Here is a 22,931-nt window from a genome sequence, read left to right on the forward strand (position 1 = left end):
CGTGGTCAGCGTCGTCAACTCGGCGGGAAGACCCGTAGCAGGGGCGAGCGTGATGTTCACCCAGGCTCCGGTCGCGGTGCCTGACGTCGCCGGGCTCACCGGCACGGATGGCCGGTTCGTGCTCGGTGCGCCCGCCCCGGGGCGGTATCGCATCGGAGTGCGCGCCGGCGAGGCCTGGCGGGAACACGAGGTCGCGGTCGAGGCCGGCGGGGCGGCCAGCATTGAGGTGACGATCCAGCTCTCGGGGGAGATCAACGATGGCCCTAAGCCCGGATGAAGACGCCTTCATCTATGCAGCACTGGTGAACCTGGCGGCCAGCGTGGCCGAACCGCGCATCGCCATTACCGGTCCAATCAACGACATTGCCATCGCGGCCGGTATTGCTTCGGGTGAGCCTGCGACGATCGTACGGCAGGCGATGAACCTCTGCATTGCAGACGGCAATCGCCTGGCGCCGCCGGCGATCGTCCGGCTCATCCAGGTGGTCGCCATCATCGAGCCGCGGATCCCCGCGGTGATCGCACGAATAACGGCGAGCTTTGCCACCAATGTGCCGCCTCCAGACACCTTTGCCGACAGCGTGCTGGCGTGGAAGGCGCCGTTCCTCGAACGCCGTCGGCTGCGCCAGGCGTTGCGGGCGCTGCTGGCGCCGCTGCCGACTTCGCCGATCGTCGTGGTCACCGGCGCAGAGCAGCAAGGCAAGTCCTATACGGCGGAGTTCATCAGCCACGTGGTGCAGGCCCATGCCAACACTATCGCGCCCTGCGTGGTGCACCTCGGCAAGGCGCAGGGGGCGGCAGTCGGGCCGGCGGAGCTGGCGCGCGACCTGGTGGCGGGAATGGGCGGTCAGCTGCGTCTTGAACCGCCCAAGGTGACCAATCTCGACCGCTGGTACCAGGAACTGGTGAGCTGGGTGACCGATGCCGGCATCCACTCCTCGCAGTTTGTGTGGTGGATCGTGCTGGACGGGTTCAACGCCGATGAGCTCAGGGCCGATACGAAAGCCTTCATCGGTCAACTTGCCAGCCGCTTGATGAACGGCATCCCGCAGCGGCGCTTTCGGCTGATCCTGCTGGATTTCGATCGCACGTCGCTACCGGTGACGCCGGGCAAGATAACCCCCGACACCACGGCGTGGATCAGCGCCGGCCACGTGTCGGATTTCGTGACGCAGCTGTTTGCCGGCTCGGGCGCCGCCGTGGATCCGGCGGGAATTGCCAAGACCGTACTCGATGGACTTGGCGACCCGGTGACCGACTTGCCGACGCTCAACCAGCGTCTGACCGACCTGATCGAGGTGGCGGAGACAGGACAATGAGCGACATCGCCGCACGTGTCAGCCTGCACCAGGATCTCACCACCAACTCGGTCATCGAGGCGCTGAAGAAGCGCCAGGCCCGCTCGCCTGCCATCCAACCAGGCGAGGTATCGCCCAGCCTTGCGCCGTATCGCGCGGCCGCGGCGGTGCTGCATGTGTTCGACCCGGCCAGGCTCAATCCCCTGGGCGGCGGCCCCGCCGGGGCACCGCCGGAGATCGGCCTGATTTCCGCGTCGGCGGTCGGCTACATCAACAGGCTGCTGCGCAGTCTTTCCATCGAACAACGGAACGCCGCGCTCGACGCGTTTGCCGACCGGGAGCAGATCCGCGATGCCCTGGCAAGCAATCCCGATCGCGAGATGACGGTGGTGCAAGGCTTGTTCGAGGCCTGGCTGAACGACAGGCTCGATATCGAGGCGCTGAGCTACTCGGAACTGGAAGCCTTGGGGCAGCTCTACGATTGGCGCATCGAGCGGCTCGGACCGCTCCCATCGCGAGCTGCAACGGAGGCCGCGCGTGCCCGGCGAGCCAGTGTAGCGCTGTTCGAACATCTGGTCGATGCCAGCTTTGTGGGCCGAAACAACGAATTGCAGACCCTCAGGGACTATGTCGGGGTGGTTTCGCCGTCGGTGTGGAGCCGGCTGCGCTCCTTCCTGTTCAGCGGCCCGGTGGCGCCGCTGGTGCTGGTTGGCCCGGGCGGAGTCGGCAAGACGGCACTGATCGGTCACTTCCTGATCGAGCACGTCAATGCTCCGGCGCTCGGCTGGTTTCCATTCGCCTACCTGCCGTTCGACACGCAGACGCTGGATGTTCGAGAGCCATGGACATTGCTGAGCGTGGCGAGCGAACAGCTCGAGGCCCAGGCGATGCCGGGGCAGGACAGCAAGGCGGCGAATGCGAAGGTGAAGGCGGCGTTTGCCGCCTTTCGCGCGGCAGTGGGCGAGTACCGCGACGAGCGAGCCAACCTCAATTCGCGAACGGCACCGGTTCCGAGCCAGAAGGGGCGGTTCGAGCGGTCGGGGCGGGCACACGATCTGCTCTATGACCGCTTTGCGGAAATGCTGCACGCGCTGGCCGACAGGTCCGGCCTGCAGCAAGACGCGTCTCAGGTCCCGGTGGTGCTGGTCCTCGATACGTTCGAAGAAGTGGTGTTTCGCACCGACGAGGACCTCGAGGGCTTGTGGCGCATGCTGACCCGCATACAGGTCGGTTTTCCCGCCCTGCGGGTGATCATTTCCGGACGCTCGCCACCCCGGCCATTCAGCGTCGGTGGCCGCGCCCCGCATACATTGCCGCTCGGGGATCTGAACGAGGCCGATGCGGATACGATGCTCGAGCGGCTCGGGGTGAAGGACCGGCCGGTTCGACAGGGCATCATCCGGCAGGTGGGGCGCAGTCCGCTTACGCTGAAGCTCGCGGCGCGGGCTGCCGAAGATGTGACGTTGACAGCGAGTGGCTTCGAGGGGCTGCGGCCAAAACGCTCGTTCCTCATGAATGTCGCCCCCGAGATCGTGCGCGGGCAGCTCTACCGCCGGATCCTCAATCACATTCACGACCCGCAGGTGCGGGCACTGGCCCATCCGGGGATGGCGCTGCGCCGGGTAACGGCGGAGCTGATCCTCAGGGTGCTGGCGCCGGTCTGCGCGCTCGAAAGCGGTGCGGTTCCCAAGGAGGAATGGGCAGACCAGCTGTTCGAGGAGCTTCGCCGCGAACACACGCTGGTGCGGCTCGATGACGATCTTTCGCTGCGCTACCGGGAGGAGGTGCGGACGCCAATGCTCAGGCTGCTGGCGGCGGATAAGCCAACCCTGGTCGAACGGCTGCACCGCGAAGCGGCAGATTACTACGAGTCGCTGCCTGATGCCGGACCAGTCGAGCGCGCCGAAGAGCTTTACCACCTGATGATGCTGGGCGAACCCGTCGAAGAGCTCGAGCCGCGCTGGATGGATGGGGTGGAGCGTTACCTCGGCTCGGCCGTGGAAGAAATCCCGGACGAGCAGAAGGTCTGGCTGGCCTCACATATGAGCATCGAGCTGACGCCGGACGTCTATGCGCGCGCCGATGTGCAGGCATGGGAACGCCTGATCGGCCGCAGGGCGCTGGAGGCCGCGCGCTATTCCGATCCCAGGCAGGTCCTCGACTTGCTGGCGGAGCGCGCCGAGCGCAGTCCGGAGAGCCCGCTCTTCGCCATCGAGATGCGAGCCCGTATGAGCCTTGGCGAAGAGGACCAGGACGAGTGTCGGCGGGCCCTCGAGCTCGGCCAGAGGGTGATCGGCGACTGGCCGATGAACAACCTGGGGCGGCTGGCCGAGATCATCTGGCTGAGCGCCCAGGCGGCGCAGCTCACTGGCGAACAGGACACGGCGCGCGCCTTGCTCCGGGACCTCGTCGAGCTGGCGGGACGGCTCAGCAGCGCCCTACCGGGGATCCAGGCGCTGACGGAACTGGTCGCGGTGACAGAGGGGGAAGAGCGTGACGTCGTCCGCGGCGACCTCGCAACACGGTTGAACGAGGTGTCGTTCGAGGAGGTCGACCGCGAGCGGCCGCTGATCCGGCTGGCCTGCGTGCGCATGGGTGCAGAACATGCCGACGTGGTGCGACGGCTGCTGCCGGCCATCATGCGCGACCTGTTCTGGCGGTTCAGGCAGGATCCTTCGACGGTGGCCAAGGCCTGGCCGGCGGTGGTCGCGGCGCTGGCCGATGCCGCCGAAGAGCAATGGCAGAGCCTCTATCGGCAAGCGCTCGCGGCGCCAGACAGCGACGAGGCCCGCCAGTCGCTGTTCGATCAGGTGCTGGAGGCGGCCTCGCAGTCGCCGTCGGACGCAGGCATGCAGGCGGCGCTGGCCATTCTGGCGGCGGAAGAGGCAGACTTGCGCGCCGCAGGGCTGGCTGGCCTCGACGAATACCGCGAGAGTTTTGAACTGGGTGGTGCACTGGAGTCGGTGGCATGAGCGAGCATCTGCCGTTCGATGACGCCAACGCTGTCGCCGATGCCATTCTCGCGGCCACGCAATATGCTCCGGCGGCGCGGCAGCTGATGCTGCGTGGCTTGCCCACTGCTCTGGCTGGCCTGATGCCGGGGGGCGGCCTGCCACCCTTGCTGGGGGTCAGGGCCGATCTCGATTTTCTCAATCGGATCGAGCGGCTGGCCGACGGTTCGGTGCCGCTGCGCACGTTCCTGCGCAATGCGCTCGATATCGCGGGGATTCTCGAGGCGATGGCTCCCGTGCGGGCGGCGCTGGCGAGGATCGACCAGACCACCTCGGGCGCCCCGCCGGTAGATGCAACGGTGACGGCGGTTCCCGAGATCAAGGAACGCATCATCGGCGGACACAACGACATGGTGTCGGCCGAGTTCATGGCCCGCGCCGTGGCGGCAGGGGGCTCGGTGGCGAAACTGGAGGTGCCCCGTTTCGATGGCGGAGTGGCCCATCTCACCAGGGGCACGCAGACGATTTACCTCGGCACCGGGTGGGTGATCGCTCCCGGATTGCTGATCACCAACAACCATGTGTTCAATGCCAGGAACGACGGCGAAGCCGCCGCGTCGGACGATGATTTCAAGCAACAGGTGATGGGCACCACGGTGCGCTTCGACTACGAGCGGCGCGAGCAGCAGGGCTCGCTCGTCAAGCTGGTTGACCTCGTCACCCGCAACGCGGCGCTCGACTACGCCATCGTGCGCATCGACGACATGGGCCGCCCCGCACTCCCGCTGTCGAGCGCGCAACTGGCGCAGGTCGTCGGGCTCGAGCCCATCCCGGTCAATGTGATCCAGCACCCGAACGGCGAGCCGCGGAAATACGGCATACGGAACAACCTGATAACCGGCGTCACCGACACCGACGTGCGATACTTCACAGACACCGAGGGTGGCTCTTCGGGCTCGCCCGTGCTCAGCGACAATTGGGACGTCGTGGCGCTGCATCGCGGCTCGACCTTTGCCAAGGACGTCACCTACCAGGGCCGCAAAGAGGCCTATGTAAACGTGGGCACCAGCATTCTCGCCATCAAAGCGGATCTGCAGCAGGCGGGCGTGGTGCTGGGGTAGTGTAAACCTGGTCCGGCCCGCCAGGTCATCAACCCTCAGCTCGCGACCGCCGCCCGCGTGGCGCGCAGTTGCTCCAGCACGTGGCGGCCGGCGCCTTCGACGTGCTGCTCGATCAGCAGGGCGGCTCCGTCGGCGTCGCCCTGCCTGATCAGGCGGATCAGCTCGCGGTGTTCGCGCATCAGCTGCGAGCGGCGGGCCAGGGTGAAGCTGTAGCTGCGGGTGACGGCGCGCAGCACTTCGCGGTTCTTCCACCAGATTTCGGCGGCGAGCCGGTTGTAGTGGCGCTCATACATCAGGGTGTGGAACTCGGTGTCGAGATCGCTGTGCAGTACCGGATCGGCGAAATCGTTGGCTTCCATCGCCTGCTGCAGGCGCTCGAGCCCGGCGATATCGGCCGGGGTGGCCATGCCGACGAACCAGCGCACGAAGCGCGGCTCGAGCGCCACGCCGATCTCGTAGGTATCGCGCACGAAATCCTGGTCGATGGTGCGAACCCGCGCGCCGCGATTGGGCAGGATGGTGACAAAGCCCTGGCCGCGCAGCAGCTGCAGCGCCTCGCGCACCGGGTTGGAGGATGAGCCGTGCCGCGCCGCGAGATCGGCGACCACGAGCCGCTCGTTGGCCTTGAGGCGGCCCGAGATGATGTCGTCGCGGATCAGCTCGTAGACCGAGGCGCCTTCTTCGGAGGCGCCTGAGGCATCGATGCCGGCGGGGGGCCTGGCGTGGTAATGGCTTGGATCGTCGGCGTTCATCTGTGGAGCATGTCCGCAAGCAACCACCGATTTCAAGCGCCAAGCGAGCGATTGCACTGTCTTGCTGGGCCCCTGCAGCGGCGGGTGCGCTGCGTGGCAGATATGGCGGAGGCCAGGCCGCGCTCAAATCGCATCGGCAAGTCATCGCCGGCGCCCGAGGTTTGGCGCGATTTGGAAGCGCGCATAATCCTGGCGTTAACTGCTGGAGGGCGCGGCAGACTTGCAGCCGGCGGGTGTTCACGAGCCTTTCAGTATTGGCTCCGCATTGTCCGTCGCGCAAAACCCTTGGGGGGCAAACTTGGCGTCGCTATTGCCGGCACGCGTGCTGAACATGCTCGAGTTGCTGCGGGCCAAGTCGAACGACACCGATCTTGCGGCGCGGCTGCGGCCGTCGGCAGCGGCCGGACGGCCGAAACGGCTGCGCATGCACCAGAGCAGTGATGCCCAATCGGCCGAGGCGGTGTGGTCGCACCTGATCGAGGCCGGCGTCTCGCCGGCGGCCAAGGCGCGGCTGGGCGATGCCGCCAGCCTCGCGGCGGCCGAAGGCTATAGCCGCAACATCGAGAACTTCATCGGTACGGTGAAGGTGCCGGTGGGGGTGATCGGGCCGCTCAGGATCAACGGGGTCAATGCCAGCGGCGACTATTATGTGCCGCTCGCCACCACCGAGGCGGCGCTGGTCGCTTCTTATGGGCGCGGCGCCGATATCGTGTCGATGGCCGGCGGGGTAAGCGCCGGCATGCTGGGCGAGGGGGTGCTGCGCACCCCGGCCTTCGTGTTCAGCGGGCTCTATGAATGCGGCGCTTTCATCAGCTGGATTGCCGCAGAGGCCGAAGCGCTGCGCGCCGTGGCCGAGGCGACGACGCGGCATGGCAAACTGCAATCGCTCGAGCCGTTCATGGACAGCGACACGGTGTTCCTGATCTGCCGCTATTCGACCGGCGATGCCGCCGGACAGAACATGGTGACGGTCGCCACCGAAGCGATCTGCGCCTTCATCGCCGCGCACTCGCCGATCAAGCCACGCTTCTCGTTCATCGAGGGCAACTTTTCGGGCGACAAGAAGGCCTCGTATCTGGGGATGTTCGCCGGGCGCGGCCGGAAGGTCTCGGCCAGTGTCGAGCTGCCCTATGAACTGATGGCGCGCACCCTGCGGGTCACCCCCGAGGCGCTGGTCGCCTATGGCCGGGTGGCGGCGCTTGGCGCGGTGCTGAGCGGGCAGCTCGGCTCGCAGGCACATTATGCCAACGGGCTCGCCGCATTCTACATCGCCACCGGGCAGGATGCCGCCTGCGTGTCGGAATCGGCGGTCGGCTTCACCCGCATGGAACCGCGCGACAACGGCATGTTCTTTTCGGTGACATTGCCCAATGTGCTGGTCGGCTCGGTCGGTGGCGGCACGGGGCTTCCCAGCCAATCGGCAGCGCTCGAGCTGCTCGGCCTCGCCGGCCCGGGCAAGGCCGCGGCCCTGGCTGAGGTGGTGGCGGCGCTCTGCCTTTGCGGCGAGATCTCGATCATCGCGGCGATTGCCGGCGGGCAGTTCACCCGGGCGCACCACAAGCTGGCGCGGCTGAGATGAGCCCCACCGTCGAGGCCGGGCTGAGCCTGCCACAGCGCTTGTGGATCTATCAGGCCGAGCGTTTCCCGCTGGGCAAGACCGCGGTGCTGCTGGCGGTGTTCACCGCCGCCGGCCTGATACTCTCGGCGCATCTGGGGGCGCGGCCGCTGCCATCGGCCTGGGTGTTCGTTGCGGTGTGGCTGGTGGCGATCGGTTTTCTGTTCCAGCTGCGGGTGGCCGACGAGTTCAAGGATTTCGACGACGACAGCCGCTATCGCCCCGAACGGCCGGTGCCGCGCGGGCTGGTGAGCCTCAAACTGCTGCGGCGGCTGGGGCTCGCGACGGCCGGGCTTTCGGTTGTCCTGACCCTAGGCATTTCACCTTTGCTGCTGGTGCCGCTGGTGCTGGCCTGGCTGTGGCTGGGGTTGATGACGGCGGAGTTCTTCGTGCCAGCCTGGTTGAAGGCGCGGCCGCTGCTCTATCTCGTCTCGCACATGGCGATACTCGCCTTCATCGATTTCTACATCACGGCTGCCGAATGGCTGCCCAATACGGCGCTGCCGCCGCCGGGGATCTGGGTGTTCGTGGTGCTGAGCTGCGTCAACGGGTGCGTGCTCGAATTCGGGCGCAAGACCTGGGCGCCGGAAAGCGAGCGCCAGGGGGTCGAAACCTATTCGGCGCTCTATGGGCCGCAGCGCTCGGTCGCCATCTGGGCCGGCTGCTGCATGCTCTCCTATCTGCTCGTCGGCAGCATCGGTACCTTGGCCGGGGCAGGGTCGATCATCTGGGGCGCGGGGCTCGTGGCGCTGCTGCCGGTGCTGTGGTTCGCCGTTCGGTTCGCCCGGCAGCCCGACCTCAAGGGGCAAAAGCGGATCGACCTCTCGGCGGGGCTCTGGGTGTTCGTCTGCTATGTGCTCGCCGGCCTTGCGGGGCCATTGTCGTGAACCAGTTCATCCACAGCATGAAGGTTGCCGCGGGGCCCGCCGTGGTAGGCGGCAAGGGCGCAACGTTGATGCGGCTCGCCGGGCTCGGCTTCGACGTGCCGGCCTTCCTCGTGGTCGAGGCGGCAGCCTTCGGCTCGCCGGAAAGCGAGGCGGCAACGGCCACGGCGCTGCTGGCGCGGCTCGACGAAGTCGGCCCCGGCCCCTATGCGGTTCGCTCATCGGCACGCGAGGAGGATGGCGGCGCCGCTTCGCATGCCGGCCAGTTCCTGTCGCTGCTGAATGTACCGGCGGCCGAAGTCCCCGCTGCCGCGCGAAACGTGTTCGAGAGCGGCGCGGCGGCCAGCGTTGCCGAATATCGCAGCTCGCGCCGGCTCGGCGCCGATGGCGGCGCCCCGGCCGTGGTGGTGCAGCAGATGGTCAATGCGCGCTGCGCCGGCGTGCTGTTCACTGCCGATCCGGTGAGCGGCCGGCGGGACCGCATCATCGTTTCGGCGATCGCCGGGCTGGCCGATCGGCTGGTCGGCGGCGAGGAGGATGGCGAGCGTTATGTGCTCGGCAAAGCCGGTGGCGTGCTCGAGCGGCCGGAGCCGGGCACCTTGAGCGAGGCCGATCTCACCGCGCTCCGCGCCCTGGCGCTCGGCGCCGAAGCGGCGTTCGGGGCGCCGCAGGATCTGGAATGGGCCTTTGCCGGCAGCCGGCTCTATCTGCTGCAGGCGCGGCCGATCACCACGGCATTGCGGCCGGGCCCGATTGCCGACCCGCTGCCGGTGGTGCTCGACAATTCCAACATCGTCGAGAGCTATCCCGGGCTGGTGTCGCCGCTGACCTTCAGCTTCGCCCAATATGCCTATGCGCGGGTCTATCGCGCCTTCATGCGGCTGGTGGGGATCGACGCTGCGACCATCGGCAGCCAGGCGGCCTTGTTCGACAACCTGCTGAGCCGGGTCGACGGCCGGGTCTACTACAACCTCGGCAACTGGTACCGGGCGCTGGCGCTGCTGCCGGGGTTTTCGAGCAACAGCGCCAATATGGAACTGATGATGGGGGTGAGCGAGCCGCTGCCGGCGGACCTCGTCGCCGCCATGGCGCCACCGCCGCAATCGCGGCTCGCGCGCACGTTCGGCCTCGCCCGTGTCGGCTGGGCGCTGGGGCGCGAGAGTTTTGGGCTCAGCCGCACCAAGCGCGGCTTTTATGCCCGGCTGCAGGCCGCCCTGGCCGAGCCGGCGTCGGTGCTCGAACAGATGCCGCTGACGGCGCTCGCCGCCGAGTATCGGCGGATCGAGGCCGACCTGCTCGACCGCTGGGACGCGCCGCTGGTCAACGATTTCCTCTGCATGATCATGTTCGGCGGTTCGCGGAAACTCATGCAGGCCTGGGCCGGGGAGGCGGGCCTCGCGGTACATTCCGACATCATGATCGGGCAGGGCGATATCGTTTCGGCCGAACCGGCGCAGCGCATCCGCGCCATGGGCAAGCTGCTTGGCGGCGACCCGGCGCTGGTGGCGGAACTCGAGGCGGGGGAGGGCGGCGGGCTCGACCGCCACCCGGCGCTGCAGCAGGCGGTGAGCGATTATCTCGAACGCTTCGCCGATCGCTGCCCTGAGGAGCTGAAGCTCGAAAGCGTGACGCTCGACCGCGACCCCTCGCCGCTCTACCGGGCGATCGCTGCCGCGGCGGCGGCCGGCGAGGGGCACGCGGTCGAACGGGTCGATCCGGCGGCGGCGCTCAAGGCACTGTTCAAGGGGCAGCCGCTGCGACGCGCGATAGCCGCCCAGGTGCTCGGCATCGCCAAGCGCCGGGTGCGCGACCGCGAGAACCTGCGCTTCGAACGAACCCGTATCTTCGGGCGCGGGCGGCGGCTGTTCCGCGCCGTCGGGGTGCAGTTCCATGCGCTCGGGCTGCTCGATACGGCCGATGACATCTTCATGCTGACGGTGAGCGAAGTGCTGGGCGCCATCGAGGGCTTTGCGGTGAGCCACGATCTGGCAGCGCTGGCCCGGCTGCGGCGCGCCGAGATGGCCGCCGCGGCGACGCGGCCCGACCCGCCGGAGCGGCTGAGCCTCAGCGGCGCCGTGGCGACGGTCGGCAGCGCCATCGCGCCCGTGGCGCCACGGGCGCGGGATGCGGCGCGCGAGCGCAGTGGCGTCGGCTGCAGCGCCGGCGTGGTGCGCGCCGTGGCGCGGGTGATCGGCGATCCGCGCACCGGCAGCCTCAGGCGCGGCGAGATCCTCGTGGCGCGCCATACCGATCCGGGCTGGATTGCGCTGTTCACCAATGCCGCAGCGATCGTCGTCGAGCGCGGCAGCCCGCTGTCGCATTCGGCGATAGTGGCGCGCGAGCTCGGCATCCCCTGCGTCGTGGCGCTGAAGGGGGCGATGGAGTGGATTGCCGATGGTGAAATGATCGAGGTGGATGGCGCGACGGGCCAGGTGCGGAGGGTGGAATGAGCGGCGCCGAAATCGCGAGCCACGCCCGCTTCGACCAGATCCGCTATGCGCAGCTCTGGGAAGATGCAGATGTGCTGAACGCCGCCCTCGGCGACCAGCGCGGCAAGGTGCTCGTCTCGATCTGCTCGGCCGGCGACAATGCGCTGGGGCTGCTGCTGCTCGACCCGGCCAGGGTGATCACCATCGATCTGTCGCCGGCGCAGGTCGCGTGCCTGAGGATGCGGGTCGCGGCCTGGCGGGCGCTCGACCATCAGGGCTTTGTCGAGCTGATGGGCTCGCGGCCGTCGCAACGGCGCGGCGCGCTGTTCGACGCGGCTGCCGCGGGTCTGCCGGCCGAGCTCATGGCGTTCTGGGCGGAGCGGCGCGAGGCAGTGCTGCAATACGGCCTGGGCGGGGTCGGGAAGTTCGAGCGTTACTTCCGGATTCTGCGGCAATATCTTCTGCCCATTGTGCATAGCCGGGCGACGATAGACGAGGTGTTCGTTTCGAAACCGAAGGCGGCGCGGGCGCAGTTCCTTGATCGGCAGTGGAACAACTGGCGCTGGAACCTGTTGCTGAAGCTGTTCTTTTCCAACGTCGTGATGGGTCGGCTCGGGCGCGATCCGGCATTCTTCGAGCATGTCGAGGGCAGCCTCGCCGAGCACGTCGCCGGCCGGCTGCGGCATGCGGCGGTCGATCTCGACCCGGCCGAGAATCCGTACCTCCACTGGATCCTGAAACCGGGGCACGGCGCAGCGCTGCCGCTCGCCTGGCGGGCCGAGCATTACGACACCATCCGGGCGCGGCTCGACCGGCTCGATATCCGCGAGGGGGCGCTCGAAACGCTGGTGGCCAGCGGCGAGAAGGCCGATGGCTTCAACCTCTCCGATATCTTCGAGTATATGAGCCCCGAAGTGTTCGAGACGGTCTACGGTTCGATCCTCGCGGCCGCCAATCCGGGGGCCCGCCTCGTCTACTGGAACATGATGGTGCCGCGCCGCGTGCCCGCCGCCTATGCCGGGCGGGTCACCCGGCTCGAGCCGGAAATCGCCGCCGGCAAGGCGGCGGACAAGGCGTTCTTTTATTCCGATTTCGTGGTCGAGGCGGTGCAGTGAGCCTCACCTGGCGCGACGGCATCTTCATTGCCGCGGTAATTGTCGGCATGCTGTCGCTGATGGGTGGAGTGCGCTATTTCGGCCGGCGCTACCACATCGGCCCGGAAACGCAGCGCAAGCTCGTGCATGTGGCGACCGGCACGGCGGCGCTGTTCTTCCCGCTGCTGTTTTCAAACGCGCTGCCGGTGTTCCTGCTGATCGGCGCAGCGCTTATCCTGATGCTGGCGCTGCGCAGCCCGGCGCTCGCCTCGGTCGGCGGGGTGCTGCATGAGGTGAAGCGCGAGTCCTGGGGCGAGATCTACCTGGCGCTGGCCATCGCCTTCACCTTTTTTCGCGGGCTGGGGGAGCCGATTCTCTACGTGCTGCCGCTGCTGGTGATCACCCTCTCCGATACTGCTTCGGCGCTGGTCGGCACCACCTATGGCAAGCGCCGCTTCGCCGTGGAGGACGGCTCGAAAAGCCTCGAAGGCGTCGTGGCGTTCTTTGTCGTCACCTGGCTGGTGGCGCTGGTGACGCTGCTGCTCCTGACCGATGCACCGCGGCTCAACGTGGTGGTGCTCTCCGCCCTCGTTGCCGCCTTCTGCGCCCTGGTCGAGGCCGATTCCTGGCGCGGGCTCGATAACCTGTTCGTCCCCATCGGCGCGCACCTGCTGCTGCAGCAATACCTGAGCGCCAGCTCGGCCGAGCTGGTGGTGGTGGCGGTCGGGTTCCTGTTGTTCCTCGGGCTGATGCTGCTGGTGGCGGAAGCATTGCGCCTGCCGCAGCGTGCGGCGCGGGGCTATGCAATCCTTTTGTTCCTGATGATCTCGCTGATGGCGCCGCACAATGCGCTGCTCACCGGCCTCGTGATCGTCGGCCAGGTATGGGCGCGAGCCATGCGGCCGGGCACCAGCCAGCGGCCCGAGCTCGATCTGCTCGCCGTCGCCGCGGTGGTGGCGCTGTTCTGGCTGATCGCCGGCGAGCTCGCCGGGCGCTCGGTGCTGGCGCTGTTCAACCTTAGCTTTGCCGCAGTGGCGCTGGGCTTTGCGGCGCTGGCGACGCGCGGCTGGTGGCGGCTCACCCTGTTGCCGCTCGGCGCGGCAATCGCCGGGCTGTTCACCTGGATCTCGGTGCTCAACACCCCATGGCACCCGCCATGGTTTGCGGGAGATTGGCCCTGGGTGGTTGCCGCTTTGGCAGTGCCGGCGGGGCTCGCCACCTTGCGGCCGGAGTTCTTCACCACGCGTCGCAGCGCCAAGCTGTTCGCTGGGGCGATGCTGGTGCCGCTGGTGTTCTATGTGAGGGGAATGGTTTCATGATCGCGCCACAGCTCATTGCGTTCGAGGACGCCAAGGCCAGCATTTTTCGTGATGCGCCGAGCTGGGAGAACAAGCGCACCGCGGCCATCGGCGCCGTGGCGTTCGGCTCGCACGCGGCCGGCGTCGAGTTGCTGGCGCGTGCCGCCGCCGAGCTCAGGGGCGAAGGCTTCGAGGCGCTCATCGGGCCGATGGATGGCGACACCTGGCACAAATACCGGCTGGTGAGCGAAAGCGACGGCACGCCACCCTTTGCGCTCGAGCCGGTGAGCGGCCCCTACGATCATGCGGCTTTCACTGCCGCCGGCTTCGCGCCGATCTCCAGCTATGTGTCGTCGCGCGCCCGGCTCGGCGATACCATCGGCGAGGCCCCGGTCAACATGGCCGGGGTAAGCGTCACCGCGTGGGACGGGCAGGGGGCCGAGCTGTTGATCGGCAAGCTGTTCGATATGTCGGGCTCGGCCTTTGCCGGTAACCGCTTCTTCAAGCCGATCAGCCGCGAGGCCTTCCTCGAGCTCTACCGGCCGCTGCTGCCGCTGCTCGATCCGCGTCACATCCTGTTCGCCCATGGCCCGGCCGGCCAGCTGGTCGGCTTCCTGTTCGGCATGCCGGATCGGGCCTCGGCGGTGCCCACCGCCATCCTCAAGACCTATGCCAGCGGTCTGCGCGGCGTCGGGCACCTCTTGGCCGACAGCTACCATCGGCGCGCCCTCGAGCTGGGCTTTACCGAGGTGATCCACGCGCTGATGCACGAGGACAATGTTTCGCGCCAGCGCAGCGAGCGGCACAGCGCCCGGGTGTTCCGCCGTTACGCGCTGATGGGGCGCCGGCTCGCGCCATGAACCTGATCGCCGGCTTTCTCGACAAAGCCGCGAGCGTCGGCCCGCGGCCGGCCATCGTCACCGGCGCCGGCGAGACGATCAGCTACGACCAGCTGGCGCTGCGGAGCGGGCGGCTCGCCGCCTCGCTGCGGCAGCAGGGGGTCATGCGCGGCGATCGGGTGCTGCTGGCGCTGCCGATCGGCATCGAGCTTTACCTCGCCATCGCCGCGCTGTGGCGGCTGGGAGCGGTGATCGTCTTCCCCGAGCCGGCGATGGGGATTGCGGGGGTGCGGCGCGCCGTGGAGATCGCGGCGCCGGCGGCGGTGCTGGTGGGCGGCATCTATCGGCTGCTGCCGGTCCTAGTGCCGCAGCTCTGGGGCACGCGGCGGCTCGGCTTCGGCGTGGCTGAAGGCGATCCGCTCGAAGTGGTCGGGCCGGAGCACCCGGCGCTGCTCTCCTTCACCTCGGGTTCCACCGGCCGGCCCAAGGCGATCGTCCGCAGCCACGGCTTTCTCGCGGCGCAGAATGCGGCGCTCCATGATCTCATCGTGCCCGGGCGCGACGACGAGACCGATCTTGTCGCCTTCCCGGTGTTTGTCATCGCCAACCTGTCGCTCGGCACCACCTCGGTGCTGCCCAACTGGCGGCTCACCCGGCACGATGCGGCCGATGGCGCAGCGCTGCTACGGCACATTGCGGCGCATCGGGTGACTCGCGCGATGGTGCCGCCGGTGATCGCCGAACACCTTGCCGACGCGGGCGGCGCACCCCTCGATGTGCTGTTCACCGGCGGCGGGCCGATATTCCCGGATCTGCTCAAGCGCCTGGTCGAGGCGCTGCCGCGCACCGATATCGTCACCGTCTATGGCTCGACCGAAGCCGAGCCGATCGCCCACCAGCATGTCGGCGCCATCACCGCCGCCGAGTGGCAGCAGATGGAGGCAGGGGGCGGCATCCTCGCCGGCACCCCGGTGCCGGCGGTGCGGCTCGAGCTCATCGCCGACGAGATCATCGTTACAGGCCCGCACGTCAACCAGGGCTATCTCGACGGCATCGGCGATGCCGACAACAAGCTCAACCGCCACGGCGAGATCTGGCACCGCACCGGCGACGCCGGCCGGCTCGACACCGCAGGCAAACTCTGGCTCCGTGGCCGGCTCTCGGCCTCGGCGGCCGGGCACTACCCGTTCGAAATCGAGACGGTGGCCCGCCAATTGCCCGGCGTGCGGCGCGCGGCGCTGGTGCCGGGGCGCGAGCCGATGGTGATCGCGCTCGAAGGCGAGGAACCGGCGCCGGGCCGCTGGACCGAACTGGCGGAGCAGGCGTTCGGGGCACGAGCCGTGAAGCTCACGATGCCGCTCGATCGGCGCCATCGGTCGAAGGTGGATTATGTGAGGCTTGGGAAGCTGGTGGAGTAGCTCAGTGCTCGCAGTCGGCGACCCTCTCCCGCTTGCGGGGGAGGGGGACCAGCGAAGCTGGTGGAGGGGGGAGCCCCGCGCGCGGGGCCCTGCTGCCATCGAGCGGGCGGCAGCAGGGGTAGGGACGGCTCGAACGTGGGGCACCCCCGTCCGACCGCCTGACGGCGGTCCCCCCTCTCCCGCAGGCGGGAGTGGGTACCCGACTGCGCCTCCTACGGCCGCGACTCAGCCATCCGCTCCAGCCGATCCACCCGCTCCGACACTGCGGACAGCTCCGCCCCCTGCCGCACCTGCTCCACCAGCGTCGCTGTCGCGGTTTCGAGCGTCCGCTCCACGGCGCGCAGGCGGCCGTCGAAGGTGGCCCAGCCGATGGCCATGGTGACCAGGAGGCCGCCGAAGGTGATGACGTGGCCGAGGTTGATGGTGAGGTCGAGCTTGGGGGAGGGCATCACCACCTCCCCAGGTTGAGCAGTTTTTCGACGAGGGTCTGGCCGCGCCTGAGGATGGCGGTGTTGGCGAATTCCTCGACGGCGTTGACCGTACCGCCGGGCAGCTCACGGAGTTCCGCGCGCTGGCCGGCCTTGGTGACGATCTGCGGCTTCACCGTCGCTACGTAGGAGCGCCACTGGGTGATGGCCCAGATGAGAAAGCCGCCGGCCGAGGCGAGGCTGATCTCACCCCACCTGCCGCTGAGGATGGCGATGAGCGTGTGCTGCATGTCGGCCGGCATCAGGCCATAGAGGGCGAGGAGGCCGCCGAGCCAGCCGGCGAACTGGCCGCCCCAGTCCCACAGACGCCGGAGCCACCAGGTTATGGCGACGGAGGAGAAGAGGGTTTTCATGATCAGAACCTCACGGTGAATGCGGCGGCGGCGAAGGCGATGAGCAGCGCGAAGCCGGTGATGAGGGCCCAGCCGGGCCAGCCCCAGTGCTTGCCGGGTTTCGGGTTGGGCGGTTGCGGGGTGGGCTCGGGGCTTGGCGCCGGGGCTGGAGCGGGCGCGTTGAGCGCATTCAGCACCTTGGCCAGCACGGCTTCGGCCTCCGAGGCGCGGGCGAGGGAAGCGTTGATACCGTCGCCGGCATAGTAGCTTTCGCCGCGCTCGACGGTGCGATGCGCCCCCTGTTGCCGGCTCAGCACCGGAAAACTCGCCCACTCGCGCGCCAGCCGGTTGCCGAAATCGCGCGGCGACAGGGTGCCGGCGGCAAACTGGTTCCAGCCGCGGCGCTTGAGCAGCGCGAGGCCGAAGTGATCCTGCAGCTCGGGCGTGAACGTCGCCGAGAGCGGCATGCCGAGCTCGGCAATGAGGCTGAGCAGCGTCGGCCGGATGATCTGGTAGCGCCCGGCCGCGCCGCTCGGCGCGCGCAGGTTCTTCACCCAGCGCTTCTGCTCGGCCAGCAGCTCTTCGAGCGTCATCGCGGTGATCGGTTTGGGCAGTGTGCCCGGCTTCTCGTTGCGATAGCCGATGATGGTTTCATAGCCGGCCTGGCCCGGCCGATTGGTCTCGAGGCCAGCGATGAAGTCGAGCAGATGAAGGTCACCTTGACGAACTGGTGCCCGACCCCGCCGGGGTTGGCGCCACAGAGGATGCGCGGGAAGCGCCCCTGGTATTTCGCCGGCACGGTAATCCCGGTCATCCGCACGCGGTTGCGCAGGAACCGGTAGATCACCTCGGTGAAATGGGTGAGCTCGTCGATCAGCAGCACATGGATTTCGGCGCCCTGGTACTTGAAGCGGTCCTTCTCGTCCTTGCAGTGGCAGAGATAGATCTTGCTGCCGTTCCAGAAGCGGATCTCGTCCTCGACGATCTGCGCAAAGCCGCATTCCACCCAGCCGCTCAGCAGCGCCCGAAAGCCCGCGGGGCCTTCCATGTGGTTCTTGCTCAGGTCTTCGCGGATGCGGCGAAACAGATAGACCTGCAGCCCGGGGATCTCCGCACACCAACTGATCGCCGCCTGGCGGATCAGGTGCGATTTGCCGCCACCGGCCGCGCCGCCATAAAGGATTTCGGTCGCTGCCGAGCCGAACGCCACCCATTGCTTGGGGTGCAGCGCCACGCGCAACGCCTCGGGGCGTCTCGCCCTATTGCTTGCTCCCTTCGGCATCTTTCGGCATCCCCTCGAAGATAATGGTTGGCCGCATGCTGCCATCGGATGAGCGATGGTCGACGGTGGCGTGCTTGGAATGCAGGTACGGCGCCGCCTTATTGGCCGCATCCACCCGCTCGCTCCGCGTCGCCGTCTCGTCGCGCATGATGGCGAGGAGGAAATCGAGCGGGGTGAGCGACGGGGCGGCGGGGGTGGTGGCCGGGGTGTCGTTCGGCGCGTTGGGCGCATTCGAGCTGGGCTTGTTGCCGACACGAGGCATGGAGATCTTCCTCGCGGTTTAGGTGCATCCCGACTGATAGAGACGGCCCCCTCCCGGCCTCCCCCATAATGGGGGAGGTGAAGAAGAGGGGCTGTGGCTCGATCGTGCCGAATACACCGGCGGAGCACCTCCCCCTTTATGGGGGAGGATGGGAGGGGGCCGTCTCTATCAGCCTGCTTGTTCCTCTCCCCGTCGGGGAGAGGGTGGATCGGCCGAAGGCCGAGACGGGTGAGGGGAACGACCGCCAGGCCACCCCACCCACCGGATGTCATCCCAGCGAAAGCTGGGACCCATCTATCGGCTGGCGCGGGCTGTGAGATGGGCCCCAGCTTTCGCTGGGGTGACACCGAGTGTGGGGAGCAAATGGTGGAAAACCACCCAACGGCTGGGCCCACGCTCTGCAATTTCCAGACGAGCAAACAACACGCGGCAACCGGGCAACGCCTATCGGCAATCCCGTCACCGTGGGCCCGGAGGCAACCCGCCGAAGCGTCCCCTCACAGTCGACCCACATAGAGGCGGCGAAGCCCGCTGCCTTGATCCTGAAGCTAGGGTGATTGCGTTGGGGGTGCAAGCGACACGGTTTGCGCTCGCCACAGGGTTGTGGTGGCTGTGGTGAACGTTGGCATTGCGGCTACTGCCAGGGTTCGATCTTGCTGCAATTTGTCGTACACGCATATTGATTGCGTCCTCATTTGCGTGTACGGATATTCATCGTGCTGATCACCTACGATGAACCGAAGCGCCAGAGCAACATCGCCAAGCACGGCCTGGATTTCGCTTCGCTCACCCTCGAGTTCTTCGAGGCGGCGATGATCCTTCCGGCCAAGGACGATCGGGCGCTCGCGATAGGCGAACTCGACGGGCAGATCGTCGTTGCGGTGGTGTTCCGCGCGCTGGGTGTGGAGGCGTTGTCGATTATCTCGATGCGACCCGCCAGCCGAAAGGAAAGGACCCTCATATGAGCAAGCCAAAATCCAGGCACCTGCTCACCGACGCTGAAGAAGCCGAAGTGCAGCGGATGATCGCTTCGGATCCGGACAATCCCGAAGCCACCGATACGCAGATAGCTCAGGCGAAGCCCTTCGCCGACGCGTTTCCCGCTCTGGCGGAGGCAATCAAGCGAGGCCGCGGGCGGCCACGGCTGGAGAACGCCAAGGAGGCGGTGACCCTGCGGCTCGACCCCGATGTGGTGGCGCGCTTCAAGGCGCGCGGTGGCGATTGGCGCACGCGGATGGCCGAAGTGATCAAGGCCGCCTCGTAGCGTTACCTCGCCCGCCCCGCATACCACGCCTCGAACCCCGCCAGATCCGGCACCCCGTGGTCCATCACCGCCTCGTACACCAGCGCGCTGGGGAGCCGCGGCTCGGTGCCGTCGCCTTTCGCCAGTTCATGCTTGATGGCGAGGATGCTGCGGCGCGACTCGTCGGTCAGCCGCGGCAGCAACGTGCGCAGATGCGCCAGGTCGGGCTGGCGCTCGGGCTGGTCGACCAGCCAGATGTCGAAGGTCCAGCTGGCGCCTTCAGCCGTGCGGACCGTCAGCCCGAGATAGAGCCCGTCAGGATATTTCTCCGGCTCGGCGTTCCAGTTGCCGGCATCGTTGCGGAAGCGGACGCCCACCACCAGGTCGGTGCGCTGCATCAGCCGGGCGCCAAGCTCAGCGAAGGCGGCGAGTGTTGCCGCATCGAGCTTGCTGCAACTGACGGTGAGGTCGATATCGCGCCGCACCATCAGGCCGAGCGCCGAACTGCCGACCCGGGTGACCGGGCCGAGCTTTTCGAGCTCTGCCGTGAGGTCGAGCGCGGCGACAAGCGCATCGGCCTCAGCCTGTAGTCTTGCCTGGCTAACCAGCAGATCGTCCATCGCGCCCGCCTCCTCGGGCAGCATGGCTACCGCAGTTTCGGCCTCCGGCCTACAGCGAAAGACGCCGCACTGCGTCGATCCAGTAATACGCGCGCAAACGATTGCGGTTCGCGAAATGTTCTTGGCCGGAAAAGGGTATTTCCGCGGGCCATTCTCTAAATGTTCCCGGTACCAGACTGTTGATCGTCGATTGGTGACAACAGTAAGTCATCTGTCGTCTGCACTGCCGCGGCGGCAACCTTTTGCGCCGCCGGCCATTGGATTTGTGCAACCGCAGAGGCCAGCCATGCAGCTCAATCCTCCTCCCCCGCCCAAGAAACCCAAGGCCGCCTTTCGCGACGGCAAGGCCGTCGGCACGCGCGAGAGCGACCTGCAGGTGCGCGCCGCCGGCCCCGAAGCGATGCGCGACCGGACCATGCGCCCCTGGACACCGCTCGACGAGGCTTCCGACGAGTCCTTTCCCGCCAGCGACCCACCGGCGGCCAATCGATTCGACTAACGAGGCAAGGTCTCGCCAGACCCCAGGAAACGTGAGACAGCACGGCACGAGCCGGGTTGGGGAGAAAGCATGGCGTTCGAACACGGACAAATCCTTATCCTGTCGGGCTCGCCCGGCTCGGGGAAATCGACCGTTGCCGCCGCGGTGGCGGCCCAGGGGGGTAGCCGCAAGGTGCATCTCCACACCGATGATTTCTGGGGCTTCATCCGGCATGGCCATATCGAGCCATGGCTGCCGGAAGCCGGGGCGCAGAACCGGACAGTGATGGCGGTCGCAGCGGCGGCGGCCGAACGCTACGCGATGGGCGACTTCTTCACCCTTGTCGATGGGGTCATCGGGCCCTGGTTCGTCGAGGCGTTCACCGGCCTCGGCGTGCCCACCCACTACGTGGTGCTGCGCACTGCGCTCGACGACGCCATCGCCCGCTGCCGGCAGCGCGGCGGCGACACACTGAGCGACCCTGCCGTGGTGGCCGCGCTCCATGCGCAGTTCGCCGACCTCGGCGAGTTCGAGCGGCACGCCCTCGATGTCACGGGACTATCGCCGGGGGAGGTGGTGGGCCGGGTCGAGAGAGCGGTGCAGGGCGGGGAATACGTGCTCTAGACGGCACCGCCAGACACGCTGCAACTCACTCCCGCGCAATCCGCTCCAGCACCGCCGCCGACGCCGCGAGGTTGGCGCTCCACAGCGCCAGCAGATCCTGCGTTCGCGGCGTTCCCGATCCCGCCGGCACCGCAGCAATCGCCGCGAGCCGCGCCACGTTCTCGCGCAGGCGCTGCGCCGTTGCCGCCAGCCGTTCGCGACCCTCCGCCGCGGGCAGGGCGTCGACCAATGCCAGGCCGGCACTCAGTTCGATCAGGTCGAAGCTGCCGAGCGCCTCGCGCAGCAGCGCGAAGAACTCGGCTTCACCCGCGGGAGTGGTCACGAACAGCGTCTTGTCGGGGCCGCGATTGCCGGCGGCCTCGGCCGCGACAGCGAGTAGCCCCTCTTTTTCCAGCTGGGTCAGCGCATGGTAGACCGAGCCCGAACGCAGCCTGGTCCAGGTTTGGACCTGCCAGTCGTCGAGCGTCTGCCTGATAGCATAGCCATGGGCGCCGCCCTTGGCCCGGATGGCGCCGAGCACCAGCAATCGCGTGACGTTCATCTTCACCTCGTGATTCCCGAGGGTAGACAAATTTGGCCAAAGTCGATAGCCAGTAGCCAAATTTGGTTACCAGAGGACATGACATGGCCAGCATTGCCGAAATCCGCGCCTTCCTGCTCGGCTTCGAGGGCGTGACGGTGCACGAGACATCGCCTGATTACTTCTCCTTTTCCGGGGCAGGGCAGAAGTTCCCGTTCGCCACTATCGTCACCCATGACGATGCCTATGACAGCGCCTCGCGGCTCGATCGCGATGGGGTGTTCCGGCTCAACATGCCCACCGACAAGGCGAGCTTCGGCGCGCTGTTTCCCGCCATCACCAGCCGGCGGGAGCTCGAGGCCGCCAGCTTCGACTATCAGGCGCTGGACACGCTGTTCCCGCACCCGCTCTATGGCCGGATGCGCTGGGTCAGCGTCATCAATCCCGACACCACCTGGCCAGATTGCCGGCAACTGCTCGAGGCGGCGCGGCAGCTGCGCGAACTCAGGCCCGACAGCTGGTAGGCGCCTTGACGTAAACAGACAGGTCTGTCTATTCTGGTTAACGGAGGCGAGAATGGCACCAGCGAAACGCAAGGCCAGCGAGACCAGCGGGTTCCGTAAGCTGCTCAGTCTCGAGCAGCAACAGGGCTGGCTGGAGAGCGGGGCAGGGCTCGAAGATGCCGACGAGCGCCCGGAATCGGTCGAACTCCGCTTCAAATACCTGGCGCGCTATCAGAAGCTCTCGGCGCGTCCGCAGGCGGCGGCTCTGTTCAAACTGCTGGGCATCTATGGCCGTGATTGCCTGCCCATGCCGCGCCGGACCGAGCGCTACTGGTGGTCGGTCTCCTGCCTGCCGTCCACCTCCGACAAGCCGCTGGTGCGGGTCAATGCCAGCTGGATGGAGTTCTTCACCCTCTATGCCGAGGGCGACGGGCTGCGCGGCCGCTTCATCCTGCACCTCAGCGATTTCACCACCGACGGCTCGGTAACGCCGGAACAGCTCGATCAGGATTGGCTCCAGCAGTCGGTCGCGACGCCCGAGGATATCGGTTGGTTCTTTCCCGCCGGCGCCGACATGTTCGGCATCAAGGCGCGCGGCGCTGCGGCACTCGAGCAGTTGCTCGCCACCCCCCGCATGCTGCGCGCCATCCGCCGCTTCAACCTCACCCACCTCAACCGCGGCCGCAACGCCTACCAGGCGAGCCACAGCTACAGCGTCGCCGATCACATGCTGGGCGGTTGAGGCCAGCCCCTGGCCTCCGAAAAGTCATCACACAACATCGCCGAGCTTGTATGTTGACACGGCGGTGCCGGCTCCTCTACGACTTTGCGCCGAGGAGATTTTCGTACTGCGACACCGAGGGAACGGCTGATGGCTCGT

The 22,931-nt window shown here is 67.5% G+C and carries 25 protein-coding genes; 17 read left to right on the forward strand and 8 right to left on the reverse strand.

Annotated features, from left to right (window positions below; translation table 11 throughout):
* Position 1: 1 nt before the first annotated feature.
* Genes VGV07_RS02765 through VGV07_RS02780 form a run of 4 tightly spaced genes read left to right on the forward strand, consistent with a single transcriptional unit; the run spans position 2 to position 5,370 of the window.
* Entirely contained in the window at positions 2 to 277 is a 276-nt protein-coding gene (locus VGV07_RS02765; protein WP_326867163.1) for a carboxypeptidase-like regulatory domain-containing protein, read from the forward strand.
* Positions 258 to 1,319, forward strand: a complete 1,062-nt coding sequence (locus VGV07_RS02770) for a hypothetical protein (RefSeq protein WP_326867164.1) — start codon at positions 258 to 260, stop codon at positions 1,317 to 1,319. Before VGV07_RS02765 ends, VGV07_RS02770 begins: the two co-directional genes overlap by 20 nt.
* A complete protein-coding gene (locus tag VGV07_RS02775; protein ID WP_326867165.1) occupies positions 1,316 to 4,270 on the forward strand; it encodes a hypothetical protein in 2,955 nt (984 codons plus the stop codon). The genes VGV07_RS02770 and VGV07_RS02775 overlap by 4 nt, the downstream gene beginning before the upstream one ends.
* Complete coding sequence (locus tag VGV07_RS02780) at positions 4,267 to 5,370, forward strand: trypsin-like peptidase domain-containing protein (protein WP_326867166.1); 1,104 nt, start codon at positions 4,267 to 4,269, stop codon at positions 5,368 to 5,370. The genes VGV07_RS02775 and VGV07_RS02780 overlap by 4 nt, the downstream gene beginning before the upstream one ends.
* Before the next feature lie 35 nt (positions 5,371 to 5,405).
* On the opposite strand, the gene VGV07_RS02785 is transcribed toward VGV07_RS02780, so the two are convergent.
* The gene (locus VGV07_RS02785; RefSeq protein ID WP_326867167.1) at positions 5,406 to 6,122 is read right to left on the reverse strand and encodes a GntR family transcriptional regulator; all 717 of its coding nucleotides are present in this window, start codon (positions 6,120 to 6,122) and stop codon (positions 5,406 to 5,408) included.
* A gap of 298 nt (positions 6,123 to 6,420) precedes the next feature.
* Between VGV07_RS02785 and VGV07_RS02790 the strand changes: the two genes are divergently transcribed.
* From VGV07_RS02790 to VGV07_RS02820, 7 genes are read left to right on the forward strand one after another with little or no spacing between them, the layout of a single operon-like run.
* Positions 6,421 to 7,701, forward strand: a complete 1,281-nt coding sequence (locus VGV07_RS02790) for a hydroxymethylglutaryl-CoA reductase (RefSeq protein WP_326867168.1) — start codon at positions 6,421 to 6,423, stop codon at positions 7,699 to 7,701.
* Complete coding sequence (locus tag VGV07_RS02795) at positions 7,698 to 8,624, forward strand: UbiA family prenyltransferase (RefSeq protein WP_326867169.1); 927 nt, start codon at positions 7,698 to 7,700, stop codon at positions 8,622 to 8,624. Before VGV07_RS02790 ends, VGV07_RS02795 begins: the two co-directional genes overlap by 4 nt.
* A complete protein-coding gene (locus VGV07_RS02800; protein ID WP_326867170.1) occupies positions 8,621 to 11,071 on the forward strand; it encodes a PEP/pyruvate-binding domain-containing protein in 2,451 nt (816 codons plus the stop codon). The genes VGV07_RS02795 and VGV07_RS02800 overlap by 4 nt, the downstream gene beginning before the upstream one ends.
* On the forward strand, positions 11,068 to 12,165 hold the full coding sequence (locus tag VGV07_RS02805; RefSeq protein ID WP_326867171.1) for a DUF3419 family protein: 1,098 nt from the start codon (positions 11,068 to 11,070) through the stop codon (positions 12,163 to 12,165). Before VGV07_RS02800 ends, VGV07_RS02805 begins: the two co-directional genes overlap by 4 nt.
* On the forward strand, positions 12,162 to 13,463 hold the full coding sequence (locus VGV07_RS02810) for a hypothetical protein (RefSeq protein WP_326867172.1): 1,302 nt from the start codon (positions 12,162 to 12,164) through the stop codon (positions 13,461 to 13,463). Before VGV07_RS02805 ends, VGV07_RS02810 begins: the two co-directional genes overlap by 4 nt.
* Positions 13,460 to 14,302, forward strand: a complete 843-nt coding sequence (locus VGV07_RS02815) for a hypothetical protein (protein WP_326867173.1) — start codon at positions 13,460 to 13,462, stop codon at positions 14,300 to 14,302. Before VGV07_RS02810 ends, VGV07_RS02815 begins: the two co-directional genes overlap by 4 nt.
* A complete protein-coding gene (locus VGV07_RS02820; protein ID WP_326867174.1) occupies positions 14,299 to 15,699 on the forward strand; it encodes an AMP-binding protein in 1,401 nt (466 codons plus the stop codon). Before VGV07_RS02815 ends, VGV07_RS02820 begins: the two co-directional genes overlap by 4 nt.
* 212 nt (positions 15,700 to 15,911) lie before the next feature.
* On the opposite strand, the gene VGV07_RS02825 is transcribed toward VGV07_RS02820, so the two are convergent.
* The 5 genes from VGV07_RS02825 to VGV07_RS02845 are packed head-to-tail and all read right to left on the reverse strand — an operon-like array spanning position 15,912 to position 18,063.
* Positions 15,912 to 16,148: a hypothetical protein gene (locus tag VGV07_RS02825; RefSeq protein WP_326867175.1), complete on the reverse strand. Its 237-nt coding sequence runs from the start codon at positions 16,146 to 16,148 to the stop codon at positions 15,912 to 15,914.
* On the reverse strand, positions 16,148 to 16,540 hold the full coding sequence (locus VGV07_RS02830) for a hypothetical protein (protein ID WP_326867176.1): 393 nt from the start codon (positions 16,538 to 16,540) through the stop codon (positions 16,148 to 16,150). The genes VGV07_RS02825 and VGV07_RS02830 overlap by 1 nt, the downstream gene beginning before the upstream one ends.
* 2 nt (positions 16,541 to 16,542) lie before the next feature.
* On the reverse strand, positions 16,543 to 17,112 hold the full coding sequence (locus VGV07_RS02835; RefSeq protein WP_326867177.1) for a hypothetical protein: 570 nt from the start codon (positions 17,110 to 17,112) through the stop codon (positions 16,543 to 16,545).
* The gene (locus VGV07_RS02840) at positions 17,109 to 17,801 is read right to left on the reverse strand and encodes a terminase large subunit domain-containing protein (protein ID WP_326867178.1); all 693 of its coding nucleotides are present in this window, start codon (positions 17,799 to 17,801) and stop codon (positions 17,109 to 17,111) included. Before VGV07_RS02840 ends, VGV07_RS02835 begins: the two co-directional genes overlap by 4 nt.
* Entirely contained in the window at positions 17,779 to 18,063 is a 285-nt protein-coding gene (locus tag VGV07_RS02845; RefSeq protein WP_326867179.1) for a hypothetical protein, read from the reverse strand. The genes VGV07_RS02840 and VGV07_RS02845 overlap by 23 nt, the downstream gene beginning before the upstream one ends.
* Before the next feature lie 716 nt (positions 18,064 to 18,779).
* Between VGV07_RS02845 and VGV07_RS02850 the strand changes: the two genes are divergently transcribed.
* Positions 18,780 to 19,028 carry a BrnT family toxin gene (locus tag VGV07_RS02850; RefSeq protein ID WP_326867180.1) on the forward strand — a complete coding sequence of 83 codons (249 nt, stop codon included), beginning with the start codon at positions 18,780 to 18,782 and terminating at the stop codon, positions 19,026 to 19,028.
* Complete coding sequence (locus VGV07_RS02855; RefSeq protein WP_326867181.1) at positions 19,025 to 19,327, forward strand: BrnA antitoxin family protein; 303 nt, start codon at positions 19,025 to 19,027, stop codon at positions 19,325 to 19,327. Before VGV07_RS02850 ends, VGV07_RS02855 begins: the two co-directional genes overlap by 4 nt.
* Positions 19,328 to 19,329: 2 nt before the next feature.
* Here the strand turns inward: VGV07_RS02855 and VGV07_RS02860 are convergent, their stop codons facing one another.
* Complete coding sequence (locus VGV07_RS02860) at positions 19,330 to 19,926, reverse strand: hypothetical protein (protein ID WP_326867182.1); 597 nt, start codon at positions 19,924 to 19,926, stop codon at positions 19,330 to 19,332.
* A gap of 286 nt (positions 19,927 to 20,212) precedes the next feature.
* On the opposite strand from VGV07_RS02860, the gene VGV07_RS02865 reads away from it, so the two are divergent.
* Together VGV07_RS02865 and VGV07_RS02870 are read left to right on the forward strand one after the other, a co-directional pair.
* On the forward strand, positions 20,213 to 20,425 hold the full coding sequence (locus VGV07_RS02865) for a hypothetical protein (RefSeq protein ID WP_326867183.1): 213 nt from the start codon (positions 20,213 to 20,215) through the stop codon (positions 20,423 to 20,425).
* Between the two features lie 69 nt (positions 20,426 to 20,494).
* Positions 20,495 to 21,028: an AAA family ATPase gene (locus VGV07_RS02870; protein WP_326867184.1), complete on the forward strand. Its 534-nt coding sequence runs from the start codon at positions 20,495 to 20,497 to the stop codon at positions 21,026 to 21,028.
* A 25-nt stretch (positions 21,029 to 21,053) separates the two neighbouring features.
* Here VGV07_RS02870 and VGV07_RS02875 read toward each other — a convergent pair whose 3' ends face one another.
* Positions 21,054 to 21,569, reverse strand: coding sequence for a PadR family transcriptional regulator (locus VGV07_RS02875; protein WP_326867185.1), 516 nt, complete (start codon positions 21,567 to 21,569; stop codon positions 21,054 to 21,056).
* An 83-nt stretch (positions 21,570 to 21,652) separates the two neighbouring features.
* Here VGV07_RS02875 and VGV07_RS02880 point away from each other — a divergent pair, with 83 nt between their 5' ends.
* Complete coding sequence (locus VGV07_RS02880; protein WP_326867186.1) at positions 21,653 to 22,072, forward strand: DUF6194 family protein; 420 nt, start codon at positions 21,653 to 21,655, stop codon at positions 22,070 to 22,072.
* Positions 22,073 to 22,124: 52 nt separating this feature from the next.
* Positions 22,125 to 22,793, forward strand: coding sequence for a hypothetical protein (locus VGV07_RS02885; RefSeq protein WP_326867187.1), 669 nt, complete (start codon positions 22,125 to 22,127; stop codon positions 22,791 to 22,793).
* Positions 22,794 to 22,931: the final 138 nt, after the last annotated feature.

Origin of the sequence: Devosia sp., from assembly GCF_035944845.1 — a bacterium.
Classification (GTDB): Bacteria; Pseudomonadota; Alphaproteobacteria; order Rhizobiales; family Devosiaceae; genus Devosia_A.

What these genes read in the sequence shown, in the direction of transcription:
- VGV07_RS02770 (WP_326867164.1), top strand. Translation starts at nt 258, where the DNA reads ATGGCCCTAAGCCCGGATGAAGACGCCTTCATCTATGCAGCACTGGTG.
- VGV07_RS02775 (WP_326867165.1), top strand. Translation starts at nt 1,316, where the DNA reads ATGAGCGACATCGCCGCACGTGTCAGCCTGCACCAGGATCTCACCACC.
- VGV07_RS02780 (WP_326867166.1), top strand. Translation starts at nt 4,267, where the DNA reads ATGAGCGAGCATCTGCCGTTCGATGACGCCAACGCTGTCGCCGATGCC.
- VGV07_RS02785 (WP_326867167.1), bottom strand. Translation starts at nt 6,122, where the DNA reads ATGAACGCCGACGATCCAAGCCATTACCACGCCAGGCCCCCCGCCGGC.
- VGV07_RS02795 (WP_326867169.1), top strand. Translation starts at nt 7,698, where the DNA reads ATGAGCCCCACCGTCGAGGCCGGGCTGAGCCTGCCACAGCGCTTGTGG.
- VGV07_RS02805 (WP_326867171.1), top strand. Translation starts at nt 11,068, where the DNA reads ATGAGCGGCGCCGAAATCGCGAGCCACGCCCGCTTCGACCAGATCCGC.
- VGV07_RS02815 (WP_326867173.1), top strand. Translation starts at nt 13,460, where the DNA reads ATGATCGCGCCACAGCTCATTGCGTTCGAGGACGCCAAGGCCAGCATT.
- VGV07_RS02820 (WP_326867174.1), top strand. Translation starts at nt 14,299, where the DNA reads ATGAACCTGATCGCCGGCTTTCTCGACAAAGCCGCGAGCGTCGGCCCG.
- VGV07_RS02825 (WP_326867175.1), bottom strand. Translation starts at nt 16,148, where the DNA reads ATGCCCTCCCCCAAGCTCGACCTCACCATCAACCTCGGCCACGTCATC.
- VGV07_RS02830 (WP_326867176.1), bottom strand. Translation starts at nt 16,540, where the DNA reads ATGAAAACCCTCTTCTCCTCCGTCGCCATAACCTGGTGGCTCCGGCGT.
- VGV07_RS02835 (WP_326867177.1), bottom strand. Translation starts at nt 17,112, where the DNA reads ATGACGCTCGAAGAGCTGCTGGCCGAGCAGAAGCGCTGGGTGAAGAAC.
- VGV07_RS02840 (WP_326867178.1), bottom strand. Translation starts at nt 17,801, where the DNA reads ATGCCGAAGGGAGCAAGCAATAGGGCGAGACGCCCCGAGGCGTTGCGC.
- VGV07_RS02845 (WP_326867179.1), bottom strand. Translation starts at nt 18,063, where the DNA reads ATGCCTCGTGTCGGCAACAAGCCCAGCTCGAATGCGCCCAACGCGCCG.
- VGV07_RS02855 (WP_326867181.1), top strand. Translation starts at nt 19,025, where the DNA reads ATGAGCAAGCCAAAATCCAGGCACCTGCTCACCGACGCTGAAGAAGCC.
- VGV07_RS02860 (WP_326867182.1), bottom strand. Translation starts at nt 19,926, where the DNA reads ATGGACGATCTGCTGGTTAGCCAGGCAAGACTACAGGCTGAGGCCGAT.
- VGV07_RS02865 (WP_326867183.1), top strand. Translation starts at nt 20,213, where the DNA reads ATGCAGCTCAATCCTCCTCCCCCGCCCAAGAAACCCAAGGCCGCCTTT.
- VGV07_RS02870 (WP_326867184.1), top strand. Translation starts at nt 20,495, where the DNA reads ATGGCGTTCGAACACGGACAAATCCTTATCCTGTCGGGCTCGCCCGGC.
- VGV07_RS02875 (WP_326867185.1), bottom strand. Translation starts at nt 21,569, where the DNA reads ATGAACGTCACGCGATTGCTGGTGCTCGGCGCCATCCGGGCCAAGGGC.
- VGV07_RS02880 (WP_326867186.1), top strand. Translation starts at nt 21,653, where the DNA reads ATGGCCAGCATTGCCGAAATCCGCGCCTTCCTGCTCGGCTTCGAGGGC.
- VGV07_RS02885 (WP_326867187.1), top strand. Translation starts at nt 22,125, where the DNA reads ATGGCACCAGCGAAACGCAAGGCCAGCGAGACCAGCGGGTTCCGTAAG.